This window comes from Pseudoalteromonas spongiae UST010723-006, from assembly GCF_000238255.3.
Lineage (GTDB): Bacteria > Pseudomonadota > Gammaproteobacteria > Enterobacterales > Alteromonadaceae > Pseudoalteromonas > Pseudoalteromonas spongiae.
In genome coordinates this window covers 1,000,009-1,022,404 of sequence record NZ_CP011040.1, presented here as the reverse complement: position 1 = coordinate 1,022,404, position 22,396 = coordinate 1,000,009, and the positions used below count along the sequence as shown (strand labels likewise).

The following is a 22,396-nucleotide window of genomic DNA, read 5'->3' as shown; positions in this document are numbered from 1 at the left end:
ATGCTCGGCAATGATTTAGATTACGTCTCGTTAATTATTGCTTTAGGCGCATTAGCCCTTGTGCCCTTTTTAGCAGTGATGGCGACCTCATTTATAAAAATAGTGATTGTATTTTCACTATTAAGAAATGCGCTAGGTGTGCAGCAAACACCACCGAATATGGCGCTTTACGGTGTTGCAATGGTGTTAACCTTGTACGTGATGGCCCCTGTGGGTTTTGAAGTAAAAGAGTATATGGATAACAACCCTGAAGTAGTAGAATCGCCAGAACGTTTTGGTGAATTAATTGATAATGGGCTTAAGCCGTACTTACAATTTCTTCATAAAAATACCACCGAAACAGAACGTGATTTTTTTATTAATAAAGCACACGAGCTATGGCCTGAAAAACATGCTAAAACATTGAATGAAAACAGCCTATTAGTACTGATGCCAGCGTTTACAGTCACACAAATCACAGAAGCATTTAAAATAGGTTTTTTAATCTACTTACCGTTTCTTGTAATCGATTTGATAGTGTCAAACATCTTATTGGCAATGGGTATGATGATGGTGTCGCCGATGACAATTTCATTGCCATTTAAATTATTAGTATTTGTGTTGCTTGATGGTTGGACACGTCTTACGCATGGTTTAATCGCGGGGTATTAGCCAGTGAATTTGTCGACAGCGGAACTTATCCAACTAGCGAATGAAGCACTTTATTTAACCTTGATTTTATCATTGCCGACCATAGTTGCCGCATCATTAGTAGGTACCCTAACAAGTTTGGTGCAAGCATTAACGCAAATTCAAGAGCAAACCCTATCGTTTGTGCTAAAGCTTATTGCTGTAGTTGTCACTTTGATGATTACAGGCAATTGGATGGGACAAGAGATTAGTACTTTGACCGACAATATCTTTAAAGCGATTGGTGGTTAACCATGTTAGATGCGGCAGGGCTTGAACAAATTATTAAAACCTATCTGCTCGGTGTACCGCGTTTAACGGTAGCGTTTATGATACTACCGGTATTAAGTAAGTCTGTGCTGGGTGGCAGCATGGTACGAAATGGCGCCATGTTGTCGTTTGCGCTTTTTATCTACCCAATGACCGCAGACTCATTGCCACCCGATTTATCGTTGGCGGACTACTTTACGATATTAATCAAAGAAATGACGTTAGGGCTGGTGATTGGATATATGGCGGCTGTGCCATTTTGGATTGCCGAAGGCGTTGGCTTTTTTATTGATAACCAACGCGGCGCGGCGATGGCGAGCTCGGTCAATCCGATTATGGGCGAGCAGACTTCACCGCTAGGTATTTTTATGACACAAATAATGGTCACTATTTTTGTTATTAGTGGCGCGTTTTTATCGCTTATCCTTGTTATGGTGCAAAGTTACGCTGTGTGGCCTGTTGGTGTGCTGTTGCCACAGTTTATGACAGGGTTGGACACGTTTATTTTGAGCCAATTAGATTTAGTGATGGAATTGGTTGTTGTGTTGTCTGCACCAGTAATTCTAGCCATGTTTTTATCTGAATTTTCGCTGGCTTTAATTAGCCGATTTGCACCTCAGCTGAATGTATTTTTTCTTGCCATGCCAGTGAAAAGTGCGATTGCGCTCTTTGTATTAATTTTATATCTAAAATACTTAGTAGAGCACTTATACGATTTAATCGAAAAAACACCCAGTCAAATCATCGAATTTATGATTAGCTCGTTTTAGGTATCTTTGTGTCTGAAAAAACCGAACAACCCACCCCGAAAAAGCTCAAAGATGCTAAAAAAGATGGCCAAGTTGCGAAAAGCAAAGAAATAGTGTCACTTGCTATGTTGCTAGCTGTAATGGGCTATTTCTATATTTTTGGCACAGTGTTACTCGAACAGATTATGACATTGTTTAGTTTACCAACGCATTTCTATGATCGCGTTGAGAATCACACATTTAATAAAACCATTGGCCAAATTTTATTATTGTTTTTGTTGCAGACGATGAAAATGCTTGCGCCATTACTTTCAATCGTTTTTCTAACTGGCATCATAAGTAATTTAGTACAAAGTGGCTGGATTATGAGCGCCAAACCAATCAAACCTGAGCTTAAAAAAATAAGCCCGAAAGAAGGCGCAAAAAAAATATTTAGCTTTAAGAACTTAATGGAGTTCATTAAGTCGCTGATTAAAATTATTGTGCTGAGCTACACTGCCTATTTTATTCTCACCAATGAAATGAAAACGCTGATGGCAATACCTCACTGTGGCGCAGCGTGTGCCTTTACGTTATCAGGCAGCTTAGTATTTAAATTAATTTTGTACTGTTTAGGTGTGTTTATCTTTTTGGCCGCAGCTGACTATTTGCTCGAAATGAAACAGCATAAAAAACAGCTGATGATGAGTCATGATGAAGTTAAACGTGAATATAAAGAGATGGAAGGCAGCCCAGAAATTAAAGGTCGCCGCAAACAATTGCATCAAGAGTTAATGGAAGAGCAAGTCGAAGCGAGAGTTAAATCTTCCGATGTGATTGTGACTAACCCAACGCGAATAGCTGTAGGCTTAAAATATGATGCAACCGCAGCGCCATTGCCCTATGTCACGATTAAAGGTGAACTACTCTCGGCAAAGAAAATTAGAACCATTGCTGAAAAACATGGTGTGCCAGTTATCCGCCAAAAATATTTAGCGCGAGGTTTGTTTGCAAAGGTTGAAATGGATAACTTTATTACAGAGGAATACATTGAAGCAGTTGCAGATATTATCCGTTTTGTGCGCAGTTTAGATAATAATCATTCTGAAGAAATTGAACCTGATGACATTTATTATTAATAGCTTAATGGAATAGCGTTTAAAATCAAGTGGTTACTTGTGTTTTAAGCTGGGTGTCCAAATAAAATTAATTGCACACATTTCTGCATAATTCACCGTATTTTACCCATCATAATAAGTCTTAATTTAGGAAAACAACATTAAGTTAGTTACTTATTAGGAACGAATATATGCCAATACCTGATTTAGGCGGTACACAATCCGCTTCACAAACAAATGTGATTAACCCATCACAAGTTAATAGTAATAATGACGCTAATTCTCAGATTAACAGTGCTGAATTAGGTCACCGTGATGTGCAACAAGTGTCAAATGACCCTGTATCTGTGAACTGGCAAGATAAGTTTAGTAATGCCTGCACTTCAATTAAAGACTCGATTGTTACGACGCTAAGTAATGTGAAAGACGATGTAGCCGAGTGGTGCGATAAAGCCTCTGAAAAATTAGCGGATATTGGCGAAGCAATTAGTGACAAAGCAAATTCAATTTTTAATAGTATTAAAAACATGATTTCAAGTAACAATAATGGTCTTTCCATTGATAGCCATGCCAATCTTGAGGCGGGAGTGTCTATTGTTGTTGATCAGAATGACCAACCGGGTGCAGGTATGGGACCAGGAGCCCCTGTTAATAATATGATGGCAATGGATGATGTGCCAAATCAAATTCAGGCAAATATACAAGCCATGATGAACCAAGGCAGTGAAGATGCGGATGTTAATATTGTGGTAAATGCACCGCAACTTAGCCGAGAAGGCAGTAGCGAAGGCATACCCGATAACATTAATTTAGGCGCTACAGCTGGCTATATTGATGATGTTGTGAATCAAAGTGACTCACCTGTTAACAGACAAATGGCTGTTGACCAAAATATTGCCGAGCAGGCACAAGCTGCTTACGATTTTGAAGGGATGATGAACACTGGCTTTGAACAACAGGCTGCTGCAATGGCTGAAGATCAAAATATTGCTGCTAAAGATACTAATTTCGAAGATGTGTTTGGCGAAGCGGGTGAGGGTAAAAGCATTGATGTCGATGCATTAAGACAAGAGGCAATTGCACAGCAAAGTAAAGCGAATGAATCAAAATTTGCTGATAATCTTAAAGCTGATTTGGATGCAATGAATGCAGCATTAGATGATATTGTTGAGGATATGGAAGAAGCAAGTTCGCAACCAAAGGAAACGATAGGAAACGACCAGTATGGTGAACAGTAATTAGTTATACAGGCGGTTAATTTTGACCGCCTTTATGTTTCTTGAAATGGTTAAATATACTCAAGCGAAGTTCAACGTGAAAAGCGGTATTTACCTGGTTAAATAACCAATCAAAAACTAAAGGCTAAAACCTAATCTTAAAAGACACTGAAAAAAGGCTACCAGTGTCTTTTTTCTTTTCCACTTGCTTCTTTTTTACTTGTTGCGTATTCGTCTGCTTTGTGTGTGAGTACTGGTTTGTATCTGAAGCTTGTAACACTTCATTCTGATTAAGCTCAGGTATTGCTAATTGTGCTGAAAAAATAAGTGCAATAAGTGACATCGGTTATTTCCGCTTTACATAAATTACGTTTGTGGGGCCATGATGCCGATTAAATTAATCTTTGTCTCTTATCAAACTATTATATCGTGAAATATAAGGTTTATTTTAAAATTATATCTAAATTTCAATATGTTAAATGAAACCTTATCTGATTATTTTTTAAATAAATAATATTACTTGTAGAAAACAAAACGAGTTATGCTAATATCGCGTTTATTTTTGTTAACTGCGACCAACGTGATTTATCAGTTAGGACCTTGGCTTTTTGATAGCGATTTATGTTTGCTATCGAACGGTGATATTAAAACGGAATTAGACCCACTTCTTGTTAAGTTATTGCGGTATTTTATTGCACATCCAAAGCAAATTATTTCTCGCCAAATGTTGGTTGATAATGTTTGGCAGCAATCATTTGTTGACGACAATGCGATAAATCGCGCAATGTCTGAATTGAGGAAACAACTCCAGCATTCTGAGCTTGAAGCGCCGCTAATCAAAACCCATTATCGTAAAGGCTATAGCTTACAACTACAGCCAAAAATAATTGAAACCCAAAGCACTGAAGTTAACGAAAAAGAGAAATCAACGCGAACGAATGTACGTCCAAATACTTTGCTTGTTATTGGTGTATTGCTGTTGGTTGTTGGGCAACTTTGTTGGTATTTTTGGCCAAAACAAGACAGCGATTATGTGGCGACGGCAGATTTTAAAACCGAACTTGTAACTAACGATAGCGGGGCTGAAATGCTTCCGTTATTTAGTTTTGATAAAGCCTTTATGGCTTACACTCGCTCTTATCCAGAAACCAAAGAGAGAAAAGTCCATATTAGACGGATCGCGGATAAGCAAGAAATTACGTTGGTTCACCCAACAATGATGATTTCCGCATTGGCGTGGCAAAATCAGCAGCACAGTTTAATTGTGCAAGCGGTAGACTTGAGTTTGGGTAAATGCGAAATTCTGTTGGCAAATATATCGGGTTTTACAGCAAGTTCGGATTTTACTCATCTATCAGATTGTAATTACCAAACAGATGGCTACGCAGCGCTCGATAAACAAGGGCGATATTTGTATTACACATCGAGCAATAACGAACTAAAAACAAAAGCCTTGTTAAAGTACGATACAGAAACAAAGACATCACATGCATTGGTTCCGGCGCGTCCTGATTTGTTTGGCCCAGCGATGCCAAAGCTGTCAAAAGACGGAAAGTGGTTGGCTTATTTAATTTTTGAGAAAAATAAGCGTGTGCAAGTGTTTTTACATTCATTCGAAACGCTAGAGTCAAAAAGGCTATATCAAAATAAGTCAGCAACGTATTCATTTGCATTAGATTGGGTAGACACGAAAACGTTGCGATTTATCGATTATGACCAAATCGTAACAATCGACATTAACTCATCAAGTGTCATTGAACGCCTATCACTACCTGATTTTGTGTTTCCTTATTATATAAGTCACAGAAGCAAAACAGATCTTTATTACACAACAAGTAACACCCAACACTACGGTTTTAAACAAGTTGATGACTTTGGCCGTGGGCATGATGCGTATAGTATTTATGAATCAAAACACAACTCATATTTTATTCAGTACGATAATGAGCGCCAGCAATCCTATTTTATTTCTAAACGAAGTGGCATACCGCAGGTATGGCATGGCAACAAATTAGGCGTTAAGCAATTAACCCATTTTGAAGATAAAGCAACTGTATTATCAAAGTTAAAATTAAGCCCAAACAGCAACCATTTGTTGTTTGAACGAAATAACCGCATTGAAATTTTAAATGTAGAGTCGGGTAAATTACGCAGCGTTGATTTTTTAGCGAAAAAAGAACTATTGTCGATCATATGGGGCGAAAACAGTAATACTTTGTTGTATGTAGAAAAAGGTGATGATGCGCGGGTTAAGCGTTATGATTTTATAACAGAGGAACAGCAAACCATATTATCAGTCAACTCATTGTCACTATTTAACAGTAATAACGGTGTGCCTTATGCCGCAACTGATAAAGGCTTAGTTAATCTAGATACTAAAGAATTAGTTACACTGCCTGACAATGTTATTGTCGATTTAAATATGCGATTTAACTCTGTAGATGATTACTTTTACGCAACTGACCGAATTAAAACGGTTTATCGTTTTAAAGCTGGTGATAAAGAAGCTGATGTGAGTAAACTCAATTTTAATATCCACAGTATGGACATAACAAATAAGCACCAAATATTACTTGGGAGCAGAATTATGAAAGATATAGATATCGAACGGATCTGGTGGTAAAACACTATTTAACACTCTGTTGCGTTCAAATATTAACCTAAATTATATTTTTTCTTCCTACTATAATTTTCATTTATAATGGGTATTATTTGGCTAAATCCTGCTTGTGATATCCTCGTGTTACAATGCCAGAAAATGAATATCTAAAGTGAAGTCGACATATAAAACAGACTATTGCGTAATCCCATTAACGTGCTTTAATTGGTTGCAAAGTGGTTAGGTTTTTGTTTGGTAATAATAACTATTATCAATGAGTTATTGACGACTTCACGATTATGACCAGTAAGGTTATCAATTAGTATTAATTTACTGAGTTTTTCATGTTTTTTAGACTCGACAGTTTAGTGAGTGAGTAAAAATCATGTAAAATACTTAGTTCATATCTTTTCAAAAACACGTCGAGAGTTTTTTATGAGTTTGTACACAGAATACATGGAAGAAATTGAGGTTCGTAAAAAAGACCTTGGTTTGAGCCCAAAGCCAATTGATAGTGCAGAGCTACTATCTGAAATCATCGCTCAAATTAAAGATACAACAAATGAGCACCGTGAAGATTCATTAAAATTCTTCATCTACAACACGCTTCCTGGTACTACACCAGCGGCAGGCGTTAAAGCGCAATTCTTAAAAGAAATCATTCTTGGTGAAGAAAGTGTTGCTGAAATTTCAGCTGACTTTGCGTTTGAACTACTTTCACACATGAAAGGTGGTCCATCAATCGCAGTATTACTTGATCTTGCACTAGGTAATGATGAAGCAGTTGCAAAACAAGCTGCTGACGTACTTAAAACACAAGTATTCTTATACGATGCTGATACAACGCGTTTACAAGATGCGTTCAAAGCAGGCAACGCAGTTGCTAAAGAAATTTTAGAAAGCTACGCAAATGCTGAGTTCTTCACAAAACTTCCTAACATTCCTGAGAAGATTGAAGTTGTAACTTACATTGCAGGTGAAGGTGATATCTCTACCGATTTACTTTCTCCAGGTAACCAAGCGCACTCACGTGCTGACCGTGAATTACACGGCCAATGTATGATTACACCAGAAGCACAACAAGAAATCGTTGCACTTAAAGAAAAGCACCCTAACGCGAAAGTAATGCTTATCGCAGAGAAAGGTACTATGGGTGTAGGTTCTTCACGTATGTCTGGTGTGAATAACGTTGCACTTTGGGCAGGTGAGCAAGCGAGCCCATATGTTCCATTTATTAACATCGCACCGGTTGTTGCTGGTACAAACGGTATTGCGCCTATCTTCCTTACAACGGTTGACGTAACCGGTGGTATCGGTCTTGACCTTAAAAACTGGGTTAAGAAAGTTGACGCTGACGGTAAAACAGTTACAGACGCAAATGGCGACCCAGTACTAGAAGAAGCTTACTCAGTAGCAACGGGTACGGTATTAACAATTGATACCCAAGCGAAGAAACTATACAACGGTGACAAAGAGCTTGTAGATGTGTCATCTGCATTCACGCCACAGAAAGTTGAATTCATGCGCGCGGGCGGCTCTTACGCGGTTGTATTCGGTAAGAAACTTCAAACGCTAGCAGCAGAAACGCTAGGCGTTGATGCACCAGCAGTTTACGCACCGTCAAAAGAAATCTCACACGAAGGCCAAGGCCTTACTGCGGTTGAGAAAATCTTTAACCGTAATGCGGTAGGTGTGCAATCTGAAACGCCACTACACGCTGGTTCAAACGTACGTGTTAAAGTTAACATCGTAGGTTCGCAAGATACAACGGGCCCTATGACATGTCAGGAACTTGAAGCGATGGCTGCTTCAACGATTTCACCACTTGTAGATGGTGCTTATCAGTCTGGTTGTCACACAGCATCAGTTTGGGATGCAAAAGCGCAAGCAAACATTCCTAAATTAATGGCGTTCATGAACAAGTTTGGCCTTATCACTGCACGTGATCCTAAAGGCATTTACCACTCAATGACTGACGTAATCCACAAAGTATTAAACGATATTACTGTGGACGACCGTGCAATCATCATCGGTGGTGACTCACACACGCGTATGTCTAAAGGTGTAGCATTCGGTGCCGACTCAGGTACTGTAGCACTTGCTTTAGCAACAGGTGAATCGGCAATGCCAATTCCTGATTCAGTTAAAGTAACGTTTAAAGGCAAAATGGCTAAGCACATGGACTTCCGTGACGTGGTACACGCAACGCAAGCACAAATGCTTAAGCAATTTGGCGGTGAGAACGTGTTCCAAGGTCGTATTATCGAAGTTCACATTGGTACACTAATGGCTGACCAAGCGTTCACGTTTACTGACTGGACTGCAGAAATGAAAGCGAAAGCGTCAATCTGTATTTCAAACGACGAAACACTTATCAAGTCAATTGAACTTGCTAAGAGCCGTATCCAGATCATGATCAACAAGGGTATGGAAAACGAAGCGAAAACGCTTCAAGGTCTTATCGACTTGGCTGACGAGCGTATCGCAGGTATTAAGTCTGGTGAGCAACCAGCACTTGCACCAGATGACAACGCTAAGTACTACGCAGAAGTTGTGGTTAACCTTGACGAAATCGTTGAGCCAATGATCGCTGACCCAGACGTAAACAACGATGACGTGTCTAAGCGTTACACGCACGATGTTATTCGTCCAGTTTCTTTCTACGATGGCAAACCAGTTGACCTTGGTTTCGTTGGTTCGTGTATGGTTCACAAAGGTGACATGCAGATCATCGCGCAAATGCTACGTAACCTAGAAAAGCAAAACGGTTCAATCGAATTTAAAGCGCCACTGGTTGTTGCGCCACCAACATACAACATTGTTGATGAGCTTAAAGCTGAAGGTGATTGGGAAGTACTTGCTAAGTACGCAGGTTTTGAGTTTGACGATGCAAATCCGAAAACGGCTGCACGTACTAAGTACGAAAACATCCTATACCTAGAACGCCCAGGCTGTAACCTATGTATGGGTAACCAAGAAAAAGCAGAACCAGGTGATACAGTTATCGCAACATCAACACGTCTTTTCCAAGGCCGTGTTGTAGCTGATACTTCAGAGAAGAAAGGTGAGTCACTACTTGGTTCAACACCATTAGTAGTACTTTCAACTATTCTTGGTCGTTTCCCAACTATGGCTGAATACTCAGCAGCAGTTGAAGGCATTGACCTAACAGCGTTTACACCGCTTGAAGAAGAGCTAACGACTAAGTTCGGTTCTGAGCAAGCAGTACCAGTTAAAATGGTTTAATAAACTGATTTAACGAAAAGCGCGGTAAGTTCTGCTTACCGCGCTTTTTTATTGTCTAACGAATCATTTAAATATTCTTATCACATGCGAACCGTTATTCATGATATTTACGAATAACCGCAACTTTACCATCTTCAATTTCGAGTACTTCCATCATCACATTTGAATACGCAAGTGGCTGCTTATTTTGCGGATGAATGCCTTTGGCATTTGATGTGTAACGAATCGCAACAGCTGAGTTATTAAAAGCAAATACATTGAGTAACTTTGAGTTGTATTCTGTGTGTGCACCTAAATAAAACGTCATGCCTTTACGCATCGCTTCTTTGCCATCGGGTCTTCTCGCATCATCAGTCACATAAGGTAAATGCGTGTGACCTATATCATCGGTTAAAAATGCTAAGTAATTTTCTAACTCTTTTGATGTTGCGTTTGGTGCTTGAGTTGCAACCATTGCATTGTAGTAGTCTGTGGCGAATACTTTTAGGTCAATTTGCGTTGTTTTTGCAAGCACCGTAGGTATTGTTAAAAATGATAATAAGCAAATAATAATTAAGCGCATTTTAGTTCCTGTTGATTTTATAAACATAAACTAATCTAGCGACTAACTATTTTATTGCCAAGAAAAATAAAGGCTTAGAATTATTTTGTTACATTAATCGCAAAATGAAATCACTTAGCCAGTAGCAAATAACTATGGTCGATAAATGTATAAATGCTCGGATAACGAAAGTAAACTTGCTCACATTAATGTTCAATTTAGTCGATGCTATAACGGCTAAACTCATTACAAAAAACCACGGTGTACAAACAAAAAATACTTCTTGTTTGATTACGCTTACCGCTAAATCGTGAACTAGTCCACTGATACTAAATGTTAAAATTAGCGCGAGAGTGTGTGGCAAAAAGAGCGTTAGTGGTTTTTGAATTTTCGTCGCTAAGTAATAGCCCCAAATCGGGTTCCAATAAAGCCAAAACTGCGAAAAGTTATTAGCACCAAGGGCATTTTTAAGCATGTTTGTAAGCGAGCCTGATGCACCGAGCGGTACACCATTACGGCGTTTTACATATTGTATCAGGGATAATTTTCTCGCCATGACTAGTCATCTATAGTAACAATCCATTGGTAATAGGTTGAAAACGACTGGCACTGTAAATAAGTGACTGTGCGGTAAGTTTTTCAACGCCATATACCCAGGTTTCTATACCATGTTTAGCTGCAACTTTTTGCAGTAATAAATCAAAATCCCCATCGCCAGAGAGTAAACACACCACATCAACATTCGGCGCATGCTCTAAAACATCAATCGTAATACCCACATCCCAATCGCCTTTTGCTGAGCCGTCAGCGCGTTGGATAAAGGGTTTGAGTTTTACGTCAAAGCCAATGTGTTTAAGTGCTTTTTGAAATTTATGCTGTTGGTCGTCTTGGCGCGCGATTGCGTATGCATTGGCGAGTACAATTTCTCCTTGATTAGACATTTGTTGCCATAACTCACGGTAATTAAATTGGCGTTGATAGGCTTGGCGTGTGGTGTAGTAGATATTTTGAATATCTACAAAGAGCGCGATTTTTTTCAAAGTGATCAGTTCATTTAATTGTTTGTGACACTATAGCAAGCATAGTTTGAGACTAACAGTGATGACATGCTGTGATATACTTCTCTTTTTGCAATATTTGAGTGTTCGCTTTGTCTTCAACTTCTTGTTTTTCAACTACGGCGTTATCGCCCGCGCTTTTAGAAAACTTAACCAGTTTAGGTTATACCACAATGACCGATATTCAGGCGCAAACCTTGCCGCTTATTCTTGCGGGTAAAGATGTGATTGGGCAGGGCAAAACAGGTTCGGGTAAAACGGCTGCGTTTTCACTTGGCTTGTTACATAACTTAAATGTTAAACGTTTTCGCGTGCAAGCAGTGGTTGTGTGCCCGACACGTGAACTTGCCGACCAAGTAGCAGTAGAGATACGAAAGCTCGCACGTGCGATTCACAATATTAAAGTGCTTGCATTATGTGGTGGCGCACCGATGGGGCCACAAATAGGCTCGCTTGAACATGGCGCCCACATTGTGGTTGGTACGCCAGGGCGTATTGAAGAGCATTTACGAAAAGGGCGTTTAATTCTAGATGAAGTAAATACCTTTGTGCTTGATGAAGCCGATCGTATGCTAGAAATGGGGTTTGAAGAGTCACTTAATTGCATCATTGAGCACCTACCAACAGCAAGACAAAATTTATTATTTAGTGCCACTTACCCAACTAAAATCGAGCAGTTAGCACAGCATGTGATGGTTAATCCTGAAAAAATCGTGGTAGAAGCAACGCATGATCACAGCTCAATTAGCCAATATTTTTATGAAGTTGAAAATAATGATGCACGTTTAGATGCGGTTAATCGCCTATTACTTAAGTTTCAGCCAAAATCAGCGGTGGTGTTTTGTAATACCAAAAGTGAATGTCAAAATGTATGCGATGAATTAAGTCATTTTGGCTTTGATAGTGCTGCGCTGCATGGTGATTTAGAACAAAAAGATCGTGACCGTACTTTAGTGCGCTTTGCTAACAAGAGTTTAACTATTTTGGTTGCAACCGATGTTGCAGCGCGCGGCATTGATGTTGACCATGTTGATATGGTGGTGAATTATCACATAGCGCACGACCCTGAAGTGCATGTTCACCGCATTGGCCGTACCGGCCGCGTCGGCAATAAAGGTATTGCCTGTTCGCTTATGAGTTATAAAGAATCCCATAAAGTGAATGCGTTAGAAGACTATTTAAATATCGAAGCAACGCCCACTGATTTACCAGGCGATGAGGTATTTGCAAACGCGATTGAGCGCGCGCCAAATATTACGCTGCAAATTGATGGTGGTAAAAAAGCAAAACTTCGCCCGGGCGATATTCTGGGTGCGCTTACGTCAAATAGCACAATTACCGGTGAACACATTGGTAAAATCAAAGTAACGGCGATGACATCGTATGTCGCGGTAACGCGAAAAATTGCCAATGCGGCTGTAAAAACCATTAGCGAAGGCAAAATGAAAGGCCGTAACTTTAGGGTACGCAAAGTCACTAAGTAGTCGTACTCAATCTGTTATACGGGTGTGTGACAAAGTCACACACCTTTAAATAACGCGCGCATTTTAATAATGTTTTCACTAATCTTATATCTACTCGCTGAGCGTTATATTTTATAAAAATACGCTAATGATAGAGCGTACCGTTTTTATAAATATCCGTTGACCACTGCTCCAGCAGTTCACTCGCTTTATCATGCTCTTCAGCAGTGAGCCTATCGTACTGTCTATTAACGAACCTAGAGAAGCGATTATAAATTTTGTCATTGTTGGTAAATTGGGTGATCAATTGGTTTAGAGCAAATGACTTTACATGACCAAATTTCCCTGCGTTTTGTGAGTGATGCAGATTCGACAATTGAATTAATGCATCAATACTGCCTTTTTTACCCGCTTGCTCTAACAGCGCAAGTTTTTGTGTCGTAAATGCATTGCGCGTTGCAATATAATCATCGCGCGATAATGATGCATAGCCTTGTGATTGCATGTAAAACTCAGCAGTGACGTGCCCTAATGTTTCCTGCGCAGGCACAAATCCTTGAGTTGCTGCAGTTTCTAAGTAGGTGTAAAAGGCGTTTAAATTTTCTGATTCAAGCCCCTGGCAATAGGTATACTGTTCACGCACACGCTCAATTGCCACGGTGCTGTCTGTAAATTGGTAGGCTTGCTCAAGCTTGTCTTCAAACATTTGCTCATTTAACGGTGCGAATAAACAATAACGAAAATTACGGGCAAGAAGGTAACTCGCTTCAGCGTCTCCCGATTTTGCACGTAACTTTAATGCACTTAACTGGCTCTTTATGTCATCTTCAAAACGCCATTGTGGTTTGGTAATTTCAATTAAATGGCCTTGCTTGGTGTGCTTTGATTGTGTGGGTAACGCGTTAGTTATAGGCTGAGGTTTGGTGATTTTTTCATGTTCAAACTGTTCGATGTTCTGCTGCGTTTTAAGCGACGTATTTGTTATATCTTGCGTTGTGTTTTCGCCGTTTAAAATCAAAATAAGCGAAGTCACAACGCACAGAGAAATTGCGATATAAGTAAATGCTTTCATAGTCACCAATTAGGATGCGCTAAGATTTTTTGCATTTAATGGTTGTTGGCGCGACAGAACGACTGTTAATGTTATTTTGATGTGAGTCATATTTAGTCCAACCAAGTGGGCATTGTGTCGCATCAAGTTCAACAATCGTATTTTTTGGCAGCAAACTTGATTGTTTGCTCAATGTTTCAATCACTTTTTCTAATTTAACAATTTTTCGTTCTAAACAACGCGTTTGTTCTTTCGCGCTGAGTTTTACAGAGCATTCTTCTGCACTTGCGCTCATCGAGTATGTAACAAAAAACAGAAAGATTACGAATAGGGGAGCCAGTTTAAGTCTCATTTGAATGTCCTTTTAATGTGATACTGTTAATTTTTTAATTTCGCGCATCTGCAATGCCCTGCTCAAACCCGATTACAAATGGTTCGATAGCAAAACCAATTAACAAACATAATGAGGCAGTTAACATCATATTGCGGTTATTTTTTTTGTAACCAATGCTAAAGAGCACAGCAAACAGAACGAGCGTAAAAATTTCAACGTATTGCAAGGTCAAATCCTTTTGAAGTTAAAGTAATATGCTTTATAGACTTTCTATATGGTTGATATATTTACCAAATCTAATGTCACTTTACTATAAACTCATCACAATAAATGTTAACAAATGTGTATTGCCGGGAACGGGGTAGTTGTTGCGGTAAGTTGTGATTATAAGCCGTGTTTTTGATTATACGCTTTTAATGCGTTTCTTACTTTTTCTACTAATGCTTTATCTGTTTTGTTGCTGAACGCTAAGCAGCCTTCTTCGTCACTGGCCTTAGTTACCTCAATCAACTTTTCGATTTCAGACTCGGTATGATTGAAATGACGCAGATTTTCTGACATTTCCCACTCTGTTTGTAATACCAAGTCGACACGTCCTGCAAAAAACTTTCGTGCACCTGCGTAAGGGTCGCTCGTTACATCGAGGTTAACGCCATTTTTGAAGCCATTTGCCAACAAATATTCATGATCTGATTCGCCCTTTTCGATGGATGTAACATAGCGCTTAGCGTGCTCAAGCGTGGTTATATTTATCTCTTTGCGCTTCGCTAACTTGTACAAATTAACTTTAACTGGGCCAATAAGCGGACAAACCCATTGAAACAAGTTTTCGCGCTCTTTTGTTTTAAGAATGGTATAAATAAGGGTGTTTTCGTCGTTAGCGGTTAAAATCATAGAACGCGCCCACGGGTAAGACGTAATTTGGTACTCAATATTAATACTGTCTAGAATAGCTTTGACGCGCTCAGTCGCGCGACCAACAACTTCACCGTGCTCGTTTGTATAATTATATGGTCGCCACTCTTCGGTAACCACATTGAGCTTTGCGCTTGCCGCTACATACAGCGAAAACGTGCAAAGTATTAAACAAACATTAAAAATAGCTATTCGATACAAACTCGTACCCACTCCATGCGTTATGTGTTTAATAACGTACCTTTCAGTTAAAAACGCTTTTACATTCAATTATATAACAATTAATCGTTTTTAGTGTTCGGCATAATTTAACTATTATTCCCGTTATTAATATATAACGTAGTTAAATCTAAATAAACCGACAAAATTCTTATTTAATGTGTTACTTCTTTGTTTCTGTATTCGGTGCGTTTAACGCTTTGCTGCAAACGAGCGTTACTTTATTTTATTGCTGTTTAAAAAAGCCCAACATAAATAATGTAGAGCGTGTTTTACTTTACGCTCTAGTCTTCTGACTGATTGTTGTCAGGTGTCGTTTGTGCCAGTTTTTCACGCTCTGCTTTCGAGATGTATTTTGGCTTATTATTTTTATTCAGCTTTTCGTTTGCTTTCTTGTCTTTCTTTTTCAGCTTTTCATAAATTTTTTTGCGACGGTTCATAGAATTCTCACTTAATAAATCGCCGCGGAGTTTAGCATAGTCTGCCATATCTCAACGTATTTTTATTGCTTTGGTAATACAATGTTATATTTCAACATAGCATGGTCACTACCCGGGATATATTGGGTGGTTAATGTATCGAGTAATAGTGAGTCACTTAATAAGCAGTGGTCAATGGTAAGTCCAAAAATCGAATATAACGGCTGCGGTAATTTAACAGGTGACCAAGATGCATAATGGCCAGCTAATTGATAGCAAGTGTTGAAACGCTCAACACGGGTAAAGTGTTGTGACAAAGGTCCGGTATTAAAATCTCCTAATACTAATGTGTGTTTAATGTCATGGTGTTGGTTTAATAGGTTTGTTAAGTACAACAACATCATATTGCGTTTATGCCACAATTTTTGATTACGCGGCGAGGGTGGGTGCAAAGCAAATACACGTAATTTTTCATGTTCTACGGCTAAATGCAGTTCAACAATAACACCCCGTACGCTGTTTTCAAAAACTGAGTGAGTGATACGTTGCAAAATTGGGAATTTAGTAATGACACCGATACCATCTGGAAACCCTTCAATTTCGGCAGAGCCATAATCAAAGTAATCTCCACGCAGCGCGATAAAGCGTGCGCGATCAGTATCATTCACTTCAAATAGTGCTGTTATATCGCTACCTTCGTTGCCAAGTATGTTGTAAACGCTTTCAATGTCAGCATTGTAATAATTAAGGTTAAGTTGGCTAACCGTAATGCTGGGGTCGCTGTAGTAATTAAATGAAAGATTTATAGGTAGATTAATTAACAATGTGGTGAATGTAATTACAGCGATGTTAGATGCTAATTTTGGCTTTATAAAAATGAGTATCAACGATAAGCCAAGGCTCAGCATCAATAGGTGTGGAATAAAACTTGTCACTAAATCAAGCCAATAATAAGTGGCTGAAAGCGATGACATTGCAACGAGCGCCAACGTGAAGGCAACGCTGATAATTATAAGCAGTAAATATTTAACCATGATTGCCTAAGAACGAGTAGCTTATCTCTTTCGGTAATTTAACTAATAGTATAGTAAGCATTTTCAACTTGTTATTTACCGTATAATCGAGTTTTAAGTGATACGTTCACTATTAAAATGTATTAAAAAATAAGCACGTGTTAAAAACTAATGCCTTATTTTACCGCTTTAGAGCGGGTTGTATTGGATGATACACAATCAATTTTAAAAACCATGGTACTTGCTAACGCTCTGTGCTACTCTGCGCGACCTTTTTTTTGCTTAGGAGTATGCGATGATTGTTGGTTTTGATTATGGTAGTTCAAATTGCGCTATGGGTGTTTTAGAGCAAGGTGTTCCTAAGCTTGTACCGCTAGAGAATGGCAAACCGTATTTACCATCTACTTTATATGCTCAGCACAACAGTTTAATTGTTGACTATGTTGCTAAAAACTTAGCTAAGGGCGACCTGGCTGACACGTACGTTAGTCAACGAAAAGGACTGTTGGCCGGTATTCCTGCTATTCGCAGCGATCTTGATTTAGCAAATAATGAAAGCGGAATTTACATTGGCCGAGAAGCCATCGATGAGTATATAGAATTCCCCGAAGAAGGCTTTTACGTTAAATCTCCTAAATCATTTTTCGGTGCAACCGGGTTAAAACCAGAGCAAATTGCATTTTTTGAAGACATTGCTACAGCCATGATTATGGCAATCAAAACCCGCGCCGAAAACCATTTAAAACATAGTTTATCGCATACGGTAATTGGTCGCCCAGTTAACTTTCAAGCCGTTGGCGGAGAAGAAAGCAATCAACAAGCGATTAGTATATTAACCAAAGCAGCTCAGCGAGCAGGGTTTAAACACGTAGAATTCTTGTATGAGCCACTGGCTGCTGGTATCGACTTTGAAACCTCCCTCACTGAAAATACTAAAGTGCTGGTGGTTGATATTGGCGGTGGTACGTCGGATTGCTCATTCGTGCAAATGGGTCCATCGTTTCGCGAAAACCATGATCGCAGCAACGACTTTCTTTCGCATACAGGTAAACGTATTGGCGGAAACGATTTAGACATCGCTCTAAGTTTTCATAAATTGATGCCGCAATTTGGTTTAGGAACACAAATGAAATCGGGTTTACCTATGCCACATCCACTTTATTGGCAAGCGTGTAAAATCAACGATATTCATTTGCAAAGTGAGTTTTACAGCGATACAAATCATCGCGAATTAACGCGTTTATTACGTGATGTAGAGCAGCCAAATTTACTTTCGCGTTTAATTAAAGTGCTTGAAAATAAACAATCTCATCAAGTCGTTAGGCAAGGGGAGTTGGCGAAAATTGGTTTATCGGAACAGAGCACGCATTATGCAGATCTTTCGTTTGTTGAATCTGATCTTATGCAGTTAATTGAACATCATGATTTGAGCGATGCGATTAATGACAGTTTAAAGCAAATGGTGAATCTTGCGAACGACGCAATTTGTGCAGCCGGTACCCGCCCAGATGTGATTTACCTAACTGGCGGTAGTGCACAATCGCCATTACTCAAAAAGGCATTACAACAGGCTTTGGGTGATATCCCAATGTTAAATGGTGACAACTTTGGTAGTGTAACTGCTGGTTTAACGAAGTGGGCGAATAAAATCTTTAAATAACCCGGTTTTAAAAAGGTTAATCAGCTTAAAATTAGCGTTGCATAAGGATTTGTTACGCTAATGCAAAAGCGACACAACACGGCGTACTTATAAACACAATCACGCATTATGTTTTAAGTGACGTATTTCCTTGAAATTAGGTACACCCTTTGCTTATATTAAATTATTGCAAATGGAGTCGCGCAATATTAAGCCAGTCGCTACCTAACTTATCAAGGATGACTTATGAATACGTCAGCACAAACCAATACTTCACACTCGTTGGTTAACCCCACCTTTCAACGTAAGCTCGATTGGGTAATGGTGTTGTTATTAACCGTGTTAATTATCTCAAATGCGTATCTTGCTCATTACGCCACAATAAACCATGGTGCATTTGATGTTCCCAGCAAGCAAATTGCGTTTATTCTTGGTACCACATTTGGTTTACCGTTTGTGGCAGTAGCAGCGACCTTGCTTTTTCCTTCAATGAGAATGCTTTCAACGCAAATTAAAGTGTTAACACTTACATCGGCAATTGTGTTTGTGTCAAATGTGCCGCTACTGGCATTGGCGTTTTAACTATTCTACGTGATTTATTACTACGAACTCGCTCGGTGTTAGTGCGCTAAAGGTCGCGTGTTTAGTACGTACAAGTGTGCCATCAGTTGCCACTATTTGTCGCTCCGTGGTTTCAACATTAAGGTTACCCTTGTAGACATATGCTAATGTTTCTGTGTCAGCACGGTAGCTTTCGCCAGCGGCGAGTTTAACGATGTAAATATGGGTTTTACTATCAAACGTAGCGTTTTGAGTTTTATCACCGCCATAGATATGTGTAATGCCTCGTTTGTCTGTTTTATAGTATTTATACGCTGCGGGTTCGCCGAATGTTTCTGGCAACGCCCATAATTGTAATAAACGATTAGTTGACGAATTTGGGTTTATTTCATTGTGTGAAAAGCCTTCACCACCAGCGCGCTGTACTTGCGCATCACCCGCTTGCAAACTTTTACCGTGCTCTAATGAACCTTCGTGGGTGACTTGTCCATCTAGCATAATAGTGATGACGTCTATCTCTTTATGGGGGTGCATTGTGGTTTCACCAAATGGGTTAAATTTGGCATCAGCCAGATAAACAAATTGACCCAATCCTTCGAATGTTAACGGTGATTTACGTGAACCGAATAATCGACTATCCGTGACAAAACGATGCTCAACTAAACCAGCAAACCCACCAAGTGGTAATTCATTACGTGTTAATACTTGCATGGTATTTCCTATTTATTTTCTGCTTCGATAGATACATAGTAGAATGAAATTATTGTTTTAAAAACACCAATTTGTGATTAAAATAAATTCATTTGTAACAACAATAAAAATCAATGCATAACTTAAATGACATGATGGTGTTTCTTGCTGTGGTAGAAAGTGGTAGCTTTACCGCTGCAGCACAAAGGTTAGCAATGCCAAAAGCTAACGTCAGTCGAAAAATAGCAAAACTAGAGTCAACCTTAGGTATTACCTTACTTGAAAGAACCACGCGTTCGCAAAAATTAACAGAAGCGGGCAAGCACTACATAGCGCACTGCAAACGTATTTATGAAGAAGCAGCACTAGCCAATGCGGTGATTGATAAGGCACGAAATACAGTTTCGGGTGAAATAAAAATCGGTGCATCTGTGTCGATTGGTCAAGAGATTTTAAAGCCCAAGATCACTGAGTTTTTATCTCAATATCCCGAGCTTTCATTGCAACTTAATTTAACTAATCAACGTGTCGACTTAGTTGAAGGTGGATTTGATATGTTAGTGCGCATTGGCAAGCTTGAGGATTCGAACTTAATAGCTAAAAAGTTAGGCTGCGCGACCCGAGGGTTGTACGCAAGTCCAAAATACTTAAACGCGTTAGCAACTAAACCCGAGATTAAATCTCTAGACACATTAAATTGGCTCGTGATGAGCAGCAGTATTAGCGTGTCAGGCATTACGCTATTAAATAAACGTCAGACACAGGAAGTTAGCTTTTCGCCCAAACTGGTTGTTGATGACTTTAGTGTGATTAAGCAAGCGTGTATTGACGGGCTAGGTATAACCGCCTTACCCAATTATATGTGTCAAGATGATGTAAACTCTGGGCGTTTGGTTAAGGTATTACCAAATTGGCAATTGACGCCGTCAGATATGTACGCGATTTATCCTAGAAACCGTATAAACTTACCAAAAATAAAAATATTACTGCAGTTTTTAGAAAGTGTATTTACTGAAAAATTAGCGTGCTAGTAAAAAAGGGAAGCATATGCTTCCCTTAATGTGTGTTAGGTATAAATGGTAAATAACTCAGAGTTAACCCATAAATGCACCAAAATACTTGCGGCATAACCAAGCGCAATCACCGGTGCCCATTTTAAATGACCAAAGAAGGTATAGTAACCACGCGCCTGACCCATTAATGCCACACCCGCCGCAGAACCAATTGATAACAAGCTACCGCCCACGCCTGCTGTAAGCGTAATTAATAACCACTGACCGTGTGATAATTCAGGCGACATGGCAAGTACTGCAAACATGACTGGAATGTTATCGATAACCGCAGAAATCATCCCCAGTAATACGTTTGCCGTCGTTGCTGACATACCGCCGTATAGCGCTTCAGACATTAATGTTAAATAGCCCAAGAAACCAAGACCGCCAACACACACCACGATGCCGTAGAAGAATAATAAGGTGTCCCACTCTGCGCGTGATACTTTAGCAAATACATCAAACGGTACTACGCTACCCAATGATTTTAAGCGTCTTTCATCGCCTTTACTTTCAGCAAGCGCTTTTTTACGTGCAAGAGAGCCTGGTAATGTCATACGCAGGAAATAACCAAAGAATTGTAAATAACCTAGACCCATCATCATGCCAAGTACTGGTGGTAAGTGAAGTAGGCTATGACACAATACAGCTGTGGTTACGGTAAGTAAAAATAGGCATAAGATGCGGATGGCGCCGCGCTTTAGTTCAACATCTACTTGCGCTGCAGCTGGCTGTTTACGCTCAACAAAGAAGCTCATAATCGCAGCTGGTACAAGGTAATTAACTACTGACGGTAAGAATAACGCAAAGAATTCAAGGAATTCGACTTTGCCTGCTTGCCACACCATAAGTGTTGTAATATCGCCAAATGGACTAAATGCGCCACCCGCATTAGCTGCAATAACAATGTTAATACAGCACAAATTAATAAACTTCTTGTCGCCTTCAGCCACTTTCATTACCACAGCACACATGAGTAGTGCGGTGGTTAAGTTGTCTGCAATTGGCGAGATAAAGAATGATAACCAACCAGTTAACCAAAAAAGCACAGGATAACTAAAGCCTTTACGGATCATCCACGCGCGCAATGCATCAAATACTCTACGCTCTTCAAGTGCATTAATGTAGGTCATGGCAACTAATAGGAACAACATCAACTCGGCAAATTCTAGCAAGTTGTGTCTAAACGCAGCTTCTGTGATCCCTGGCAAGTCATTATTTACGTAATAACTACCAATTAAAATCCAAATCAAACCTGCGGCAACCAGTACTGGCTTGGACTTACGCATATGTAATTTTTCTTCAAGCATCACAAATGCGTATGCTAAAACGAAAATTGCGATACAGATGTAGCCCAGCGTGCTCGCAGTTAAATCAAGAGGAGAGCCGACCGTGGAGGCGGCCATTGAAGTCGGAGTAAACAGCATAAAGCTGAATAACAGTAGACACAAAAACAGCTTGTTATTCATGAGTGAAGCCTTGTATTAAAATTGCAGCGTTTGTTAAAAAGCGCGCGAACATTAACACAAATATTTAACAAGTTGCATAGTACAGAGGTCTAAGTGGCTAAAATATTGACAAATAGCGGAAATAG

At 39.4% G+C, this 22,396-nt stretch carries 22 protein-coding genes; 11 read left to right on the top strand and 11 right to left on the bottom strand.

The window, feature by feature from the left end; all coding sequences use genetic code 11:
- From sctR to PSPO_RS18770, 7 genes are all read left to right on the top strand, one after another.
- Positions 1–651 (top strand): type III secretion system export apparatus subunit SctR, encoded by a 651-nt coding sequence (sctR, locus tag PSPO_RS18805; protein ID WP_010558990.1) that lies wholly within the window; start codon positions 1–3, stop codon positions 649–651.
- Between the two features lie 3 nt (positions 652–654).
- Positions 655–921 (top strand): type III secretion system export apparatus subunit SctS, encoded by a 267-nt coding sequence (sctS, locus tag PSPO_RS18800; RefSeq protein WP_010558991.1) that lies wholly within the window; start codon positions 655–657, stop codon positions 919–921.
- A gap of 2 nt (positions 922–923) precedes the next feature.
- Positions 924–1,709 (top strand): type III secretion system export apparatus subunit SctT, encoded by a 786-nt coding sequence (gene sctT / locus PSPO_RS18795; RefSeq protein ID WP_010558992.1) that lies wholly within the window; start codon positions 924–926, stop codon positions 1,707–1,709.
- Between the two features lie 8 nt (positions 1,710–1,717).
- Positions 1,718–2,806, top strand: coding sequence for a type III secretion system export apparatus subunit SctU (gene sctU, locus PSPO_RS18790; protein WP_010558993.1), 1,089 nt, complete (start codon positions 1,718–1,720; stop codon positions 2,804–2,806).
- 170 nt (positions 2,807–2,976) lie between these two features.
- Complete coding sequence (locus PSPO_RS18785) at positions 2,977–4,023, top strand: hypothetical protein (protein WP_010558994.1); 1,047 nt, start codon at positions 2,977–2,979, stop codon at positions 4,021–4,023.
- Between the two features lie 520 nt (positions 4,024–4,543).
- A complete protein-coding gene (locus PSPO_RS18775) occupies positions 4,544–6,625 on the top strand; it encodes a winged helix-turn-helix domain-containing protein (protein WP_010558996.1) in 2,082 nt (693 codons plus the stop codon).
- Between the two features lie 411 nt (positions 6,626–7,036).
- Positions 7,037–9,847, top strand: coding sequence for a bifunctional aconitate hydratase 2/2-methylisocitrate dehydratase (locus tag PSPO_RS18770; RefSeq protein WP_084616598.1), 2,811 nt, complete (start codon positions 7,037–7,039; stop codon positions 9,845–9,847).
- Positions 9,848–9,941: 94 nt separating this feature from the next.
- Here the strand turns inward: PSPO_RS18770 and PSPO_RS18765 are convergent, their stop codons facing one another.
- The 3 genes from PSPO_RS18765 to PSPO_RS18755 form a co-directional block, all read right to left on the bottom strand.
- Positions 9,942–10,409, bottom strand: a complete 468-nt coding sequence (locus PSPO_RS18765; protein WP_010558998.1) for a nuclear transport factor 2-like protein — start codon at positions 10,407–10,409, stop codon at positions 9,942–9,944.
- Between the two features lie 88 nt (positions 10,410–10,497).
- A complete protein-coding gene (locus tag PSPO_RS18760; RefSeq protein ID WP_010558999.1) occupies positions 10,498–10,944 on the bottom strand; it encodes an acyltransferase in 447 nt (148 codons plus the stop codon).
- Positions 10,945–10,954: 10 nt separating this feature from the next.
- Entirely contained in the window at positions 10,955–11,428 is a 474-nt protein-coding gene (locus PSPO_RS18755; RefSeq protein WP_010559000.1) for an NYN domain-containing protein, read from the bottom strand.
- Positions 11,429–11,529: 101 nt separating this feature from the next.
- Between PSPO_RS18755 and dbpA the strand changes: the two genes are divergently transcribed.
- Entirely contained in the window at positions 11,530–12,930 is a 1,401-nt protein-coding gene (dbpA, locus tag PSPO_RS18750; protein ID WP_010559001.1) for an ATP-dependent RNA helicase DbpA, read from the top strand.
- A gap of 124 nt (positions 12,931–13,054) precedes the next feature.
- Here the strand turns inward: dbpA and PSPO_RS18745 are convergent, their stop codons facing one another.
- From PSPO_RS18745 to PSPO_RS18725, 6 genes are all read right to left on the bottom strand, one after another.
- Positions 13,055–13,981 carry a hypothetical protein gene (locus PSPO_RS18745; protein WP_010559002.1) on the bottom strand — a complete coding sequence of 309 codons (927 nt, stop codon included), beginning with the start codon at positions 13,979–13,981 and terminating at the stop codon, positions 13,055–13,057.
- 19 nt (positions 13,982–14,000) lie between these two features.
- Entirely contained in the window at positions 14,001–14,312 is a 312-nt protein-coding gene (locus PSPO_RS18740) for a hypothetical protein (protein ID WP_010559003.1), read from the bottom strand.
- Positions 14,313–14,346: 34 nt separating this feature from the next.
- On the bottom strand, positions 14,347–14,520 hold the full coding sequence (locus PSPO_RS21725) for a hypothetical protein (RefSeq protein WP_021033080.1): 174 nt from the start codon (positions 14,518–14,520) through the stop codon (positions 14,347–14,349).
- 158 nt (positions 14,521–14,678) lie between these two features.
- Positions 14,679–15,410: a substrate-binding periplasmic protein gene (locus PSPO_RS18735; RefSeq protein ID WP_010559004.1), complete on the bottom strand. Its 732-nt coding sequence runs from the start codon at positions 15,408–15,410 to the stop codon at positions 14,679–14,681.
- 302 nt (positions 15,411–15,712) lie between these two features.
- Positions 15,713–15,868, bottom strand: coding sequence for a DUF2986 domain-containing protein (locus tag PSPO_RS18730; protein WP_084616604.1), 156 nt, complete (start codon positions 15,866–15,868; stop codon positions 15,713–15,715).
- Positions 15,869–15,930: 62 nt separating this feature from the next.
- A complete protein-coding gene (locus tag PSPO_RS18725; RefSeq protein ID WP_158523468.1) occupies positions 15,931–16,821 on the bottom strand; it encodes an endonuclease/exonuclease/phosphatase family protein in 891 nt (296 codons plus the stop codon).
- A gap of 334 nt (positions 16,822–17,155) precedes the next feature.
- Between PSPO_RS18725 and yegD the strand changes: the two genes are divergently transcribed.
- The gene (gene yegD / locus PSPO_RS18720; RefSeq protein WP_010559007.1) at positions 17,156–18,520 is read left to right on the top strand and encodes a molecular chaperone; all 1,365 of its coding nucleotides are present in this window, start codon (positions 17,156–17,158) and stop codon (positions 18,518–18,520) included.
- Between the two features lie 225 nt (positions 18,521–18,745).
- Complete coding sequence (locus PSPO_RS18715) at positions 18,746–19,081, top strand: hypothetical protein (protein ID WP_010559008.1); 336 nt, start codon at positions 18,746–18,748, stop codon at positions 19,079–19,081.
- On the opposite strand, the gene PSPO_RS18710 is transcribed toward PSPO_RS18715, so the two are convergent.
- Positions 19,082–19,771: a pirin family protein gene (locus PSPO_RS18710; protein ID WP_010559009.1), complete on the bottom strand. Its 690-nt coding sequence runs from the start codon at positions 19,769–19,771 to the stop codon at positions 19,082–19,084.
- Between the two features lie 113 nt (positions 19,772–19,884).
- Between PSPO_RS18710 and PSPO_RS18705 the strand changes: the two genes are divergently transcribed.
- Entirely contained in the window at positions 19,885–20,781 is an 897-nt protein-coding gene (locus tag PSPO_RS18705; RefSeq protein ID WP_010559010.1) for a LysR family transcriptional regulator, read from the top strand.
- A gap of 35 nt (positions 20,782–20,816) precedes the next feature.
- Here PSPO_RS18705 and nhaD read toward each other — a convergent pair whose 3' ends face one another.
- Positions 20,817–22,229, bottom strand: a complete 1,413-nt coding sequence (gene nhaD, locus PSPO_RS18700) for a sodium:proton antiporter NhaD (protein WP_040642663.1) — start codon at positions 22,227–22,229, stop codon at positions 20,817–20,819.
- Between the last annotated feature and the right edge of the window lie 167 nt (positions 22,230–22,396).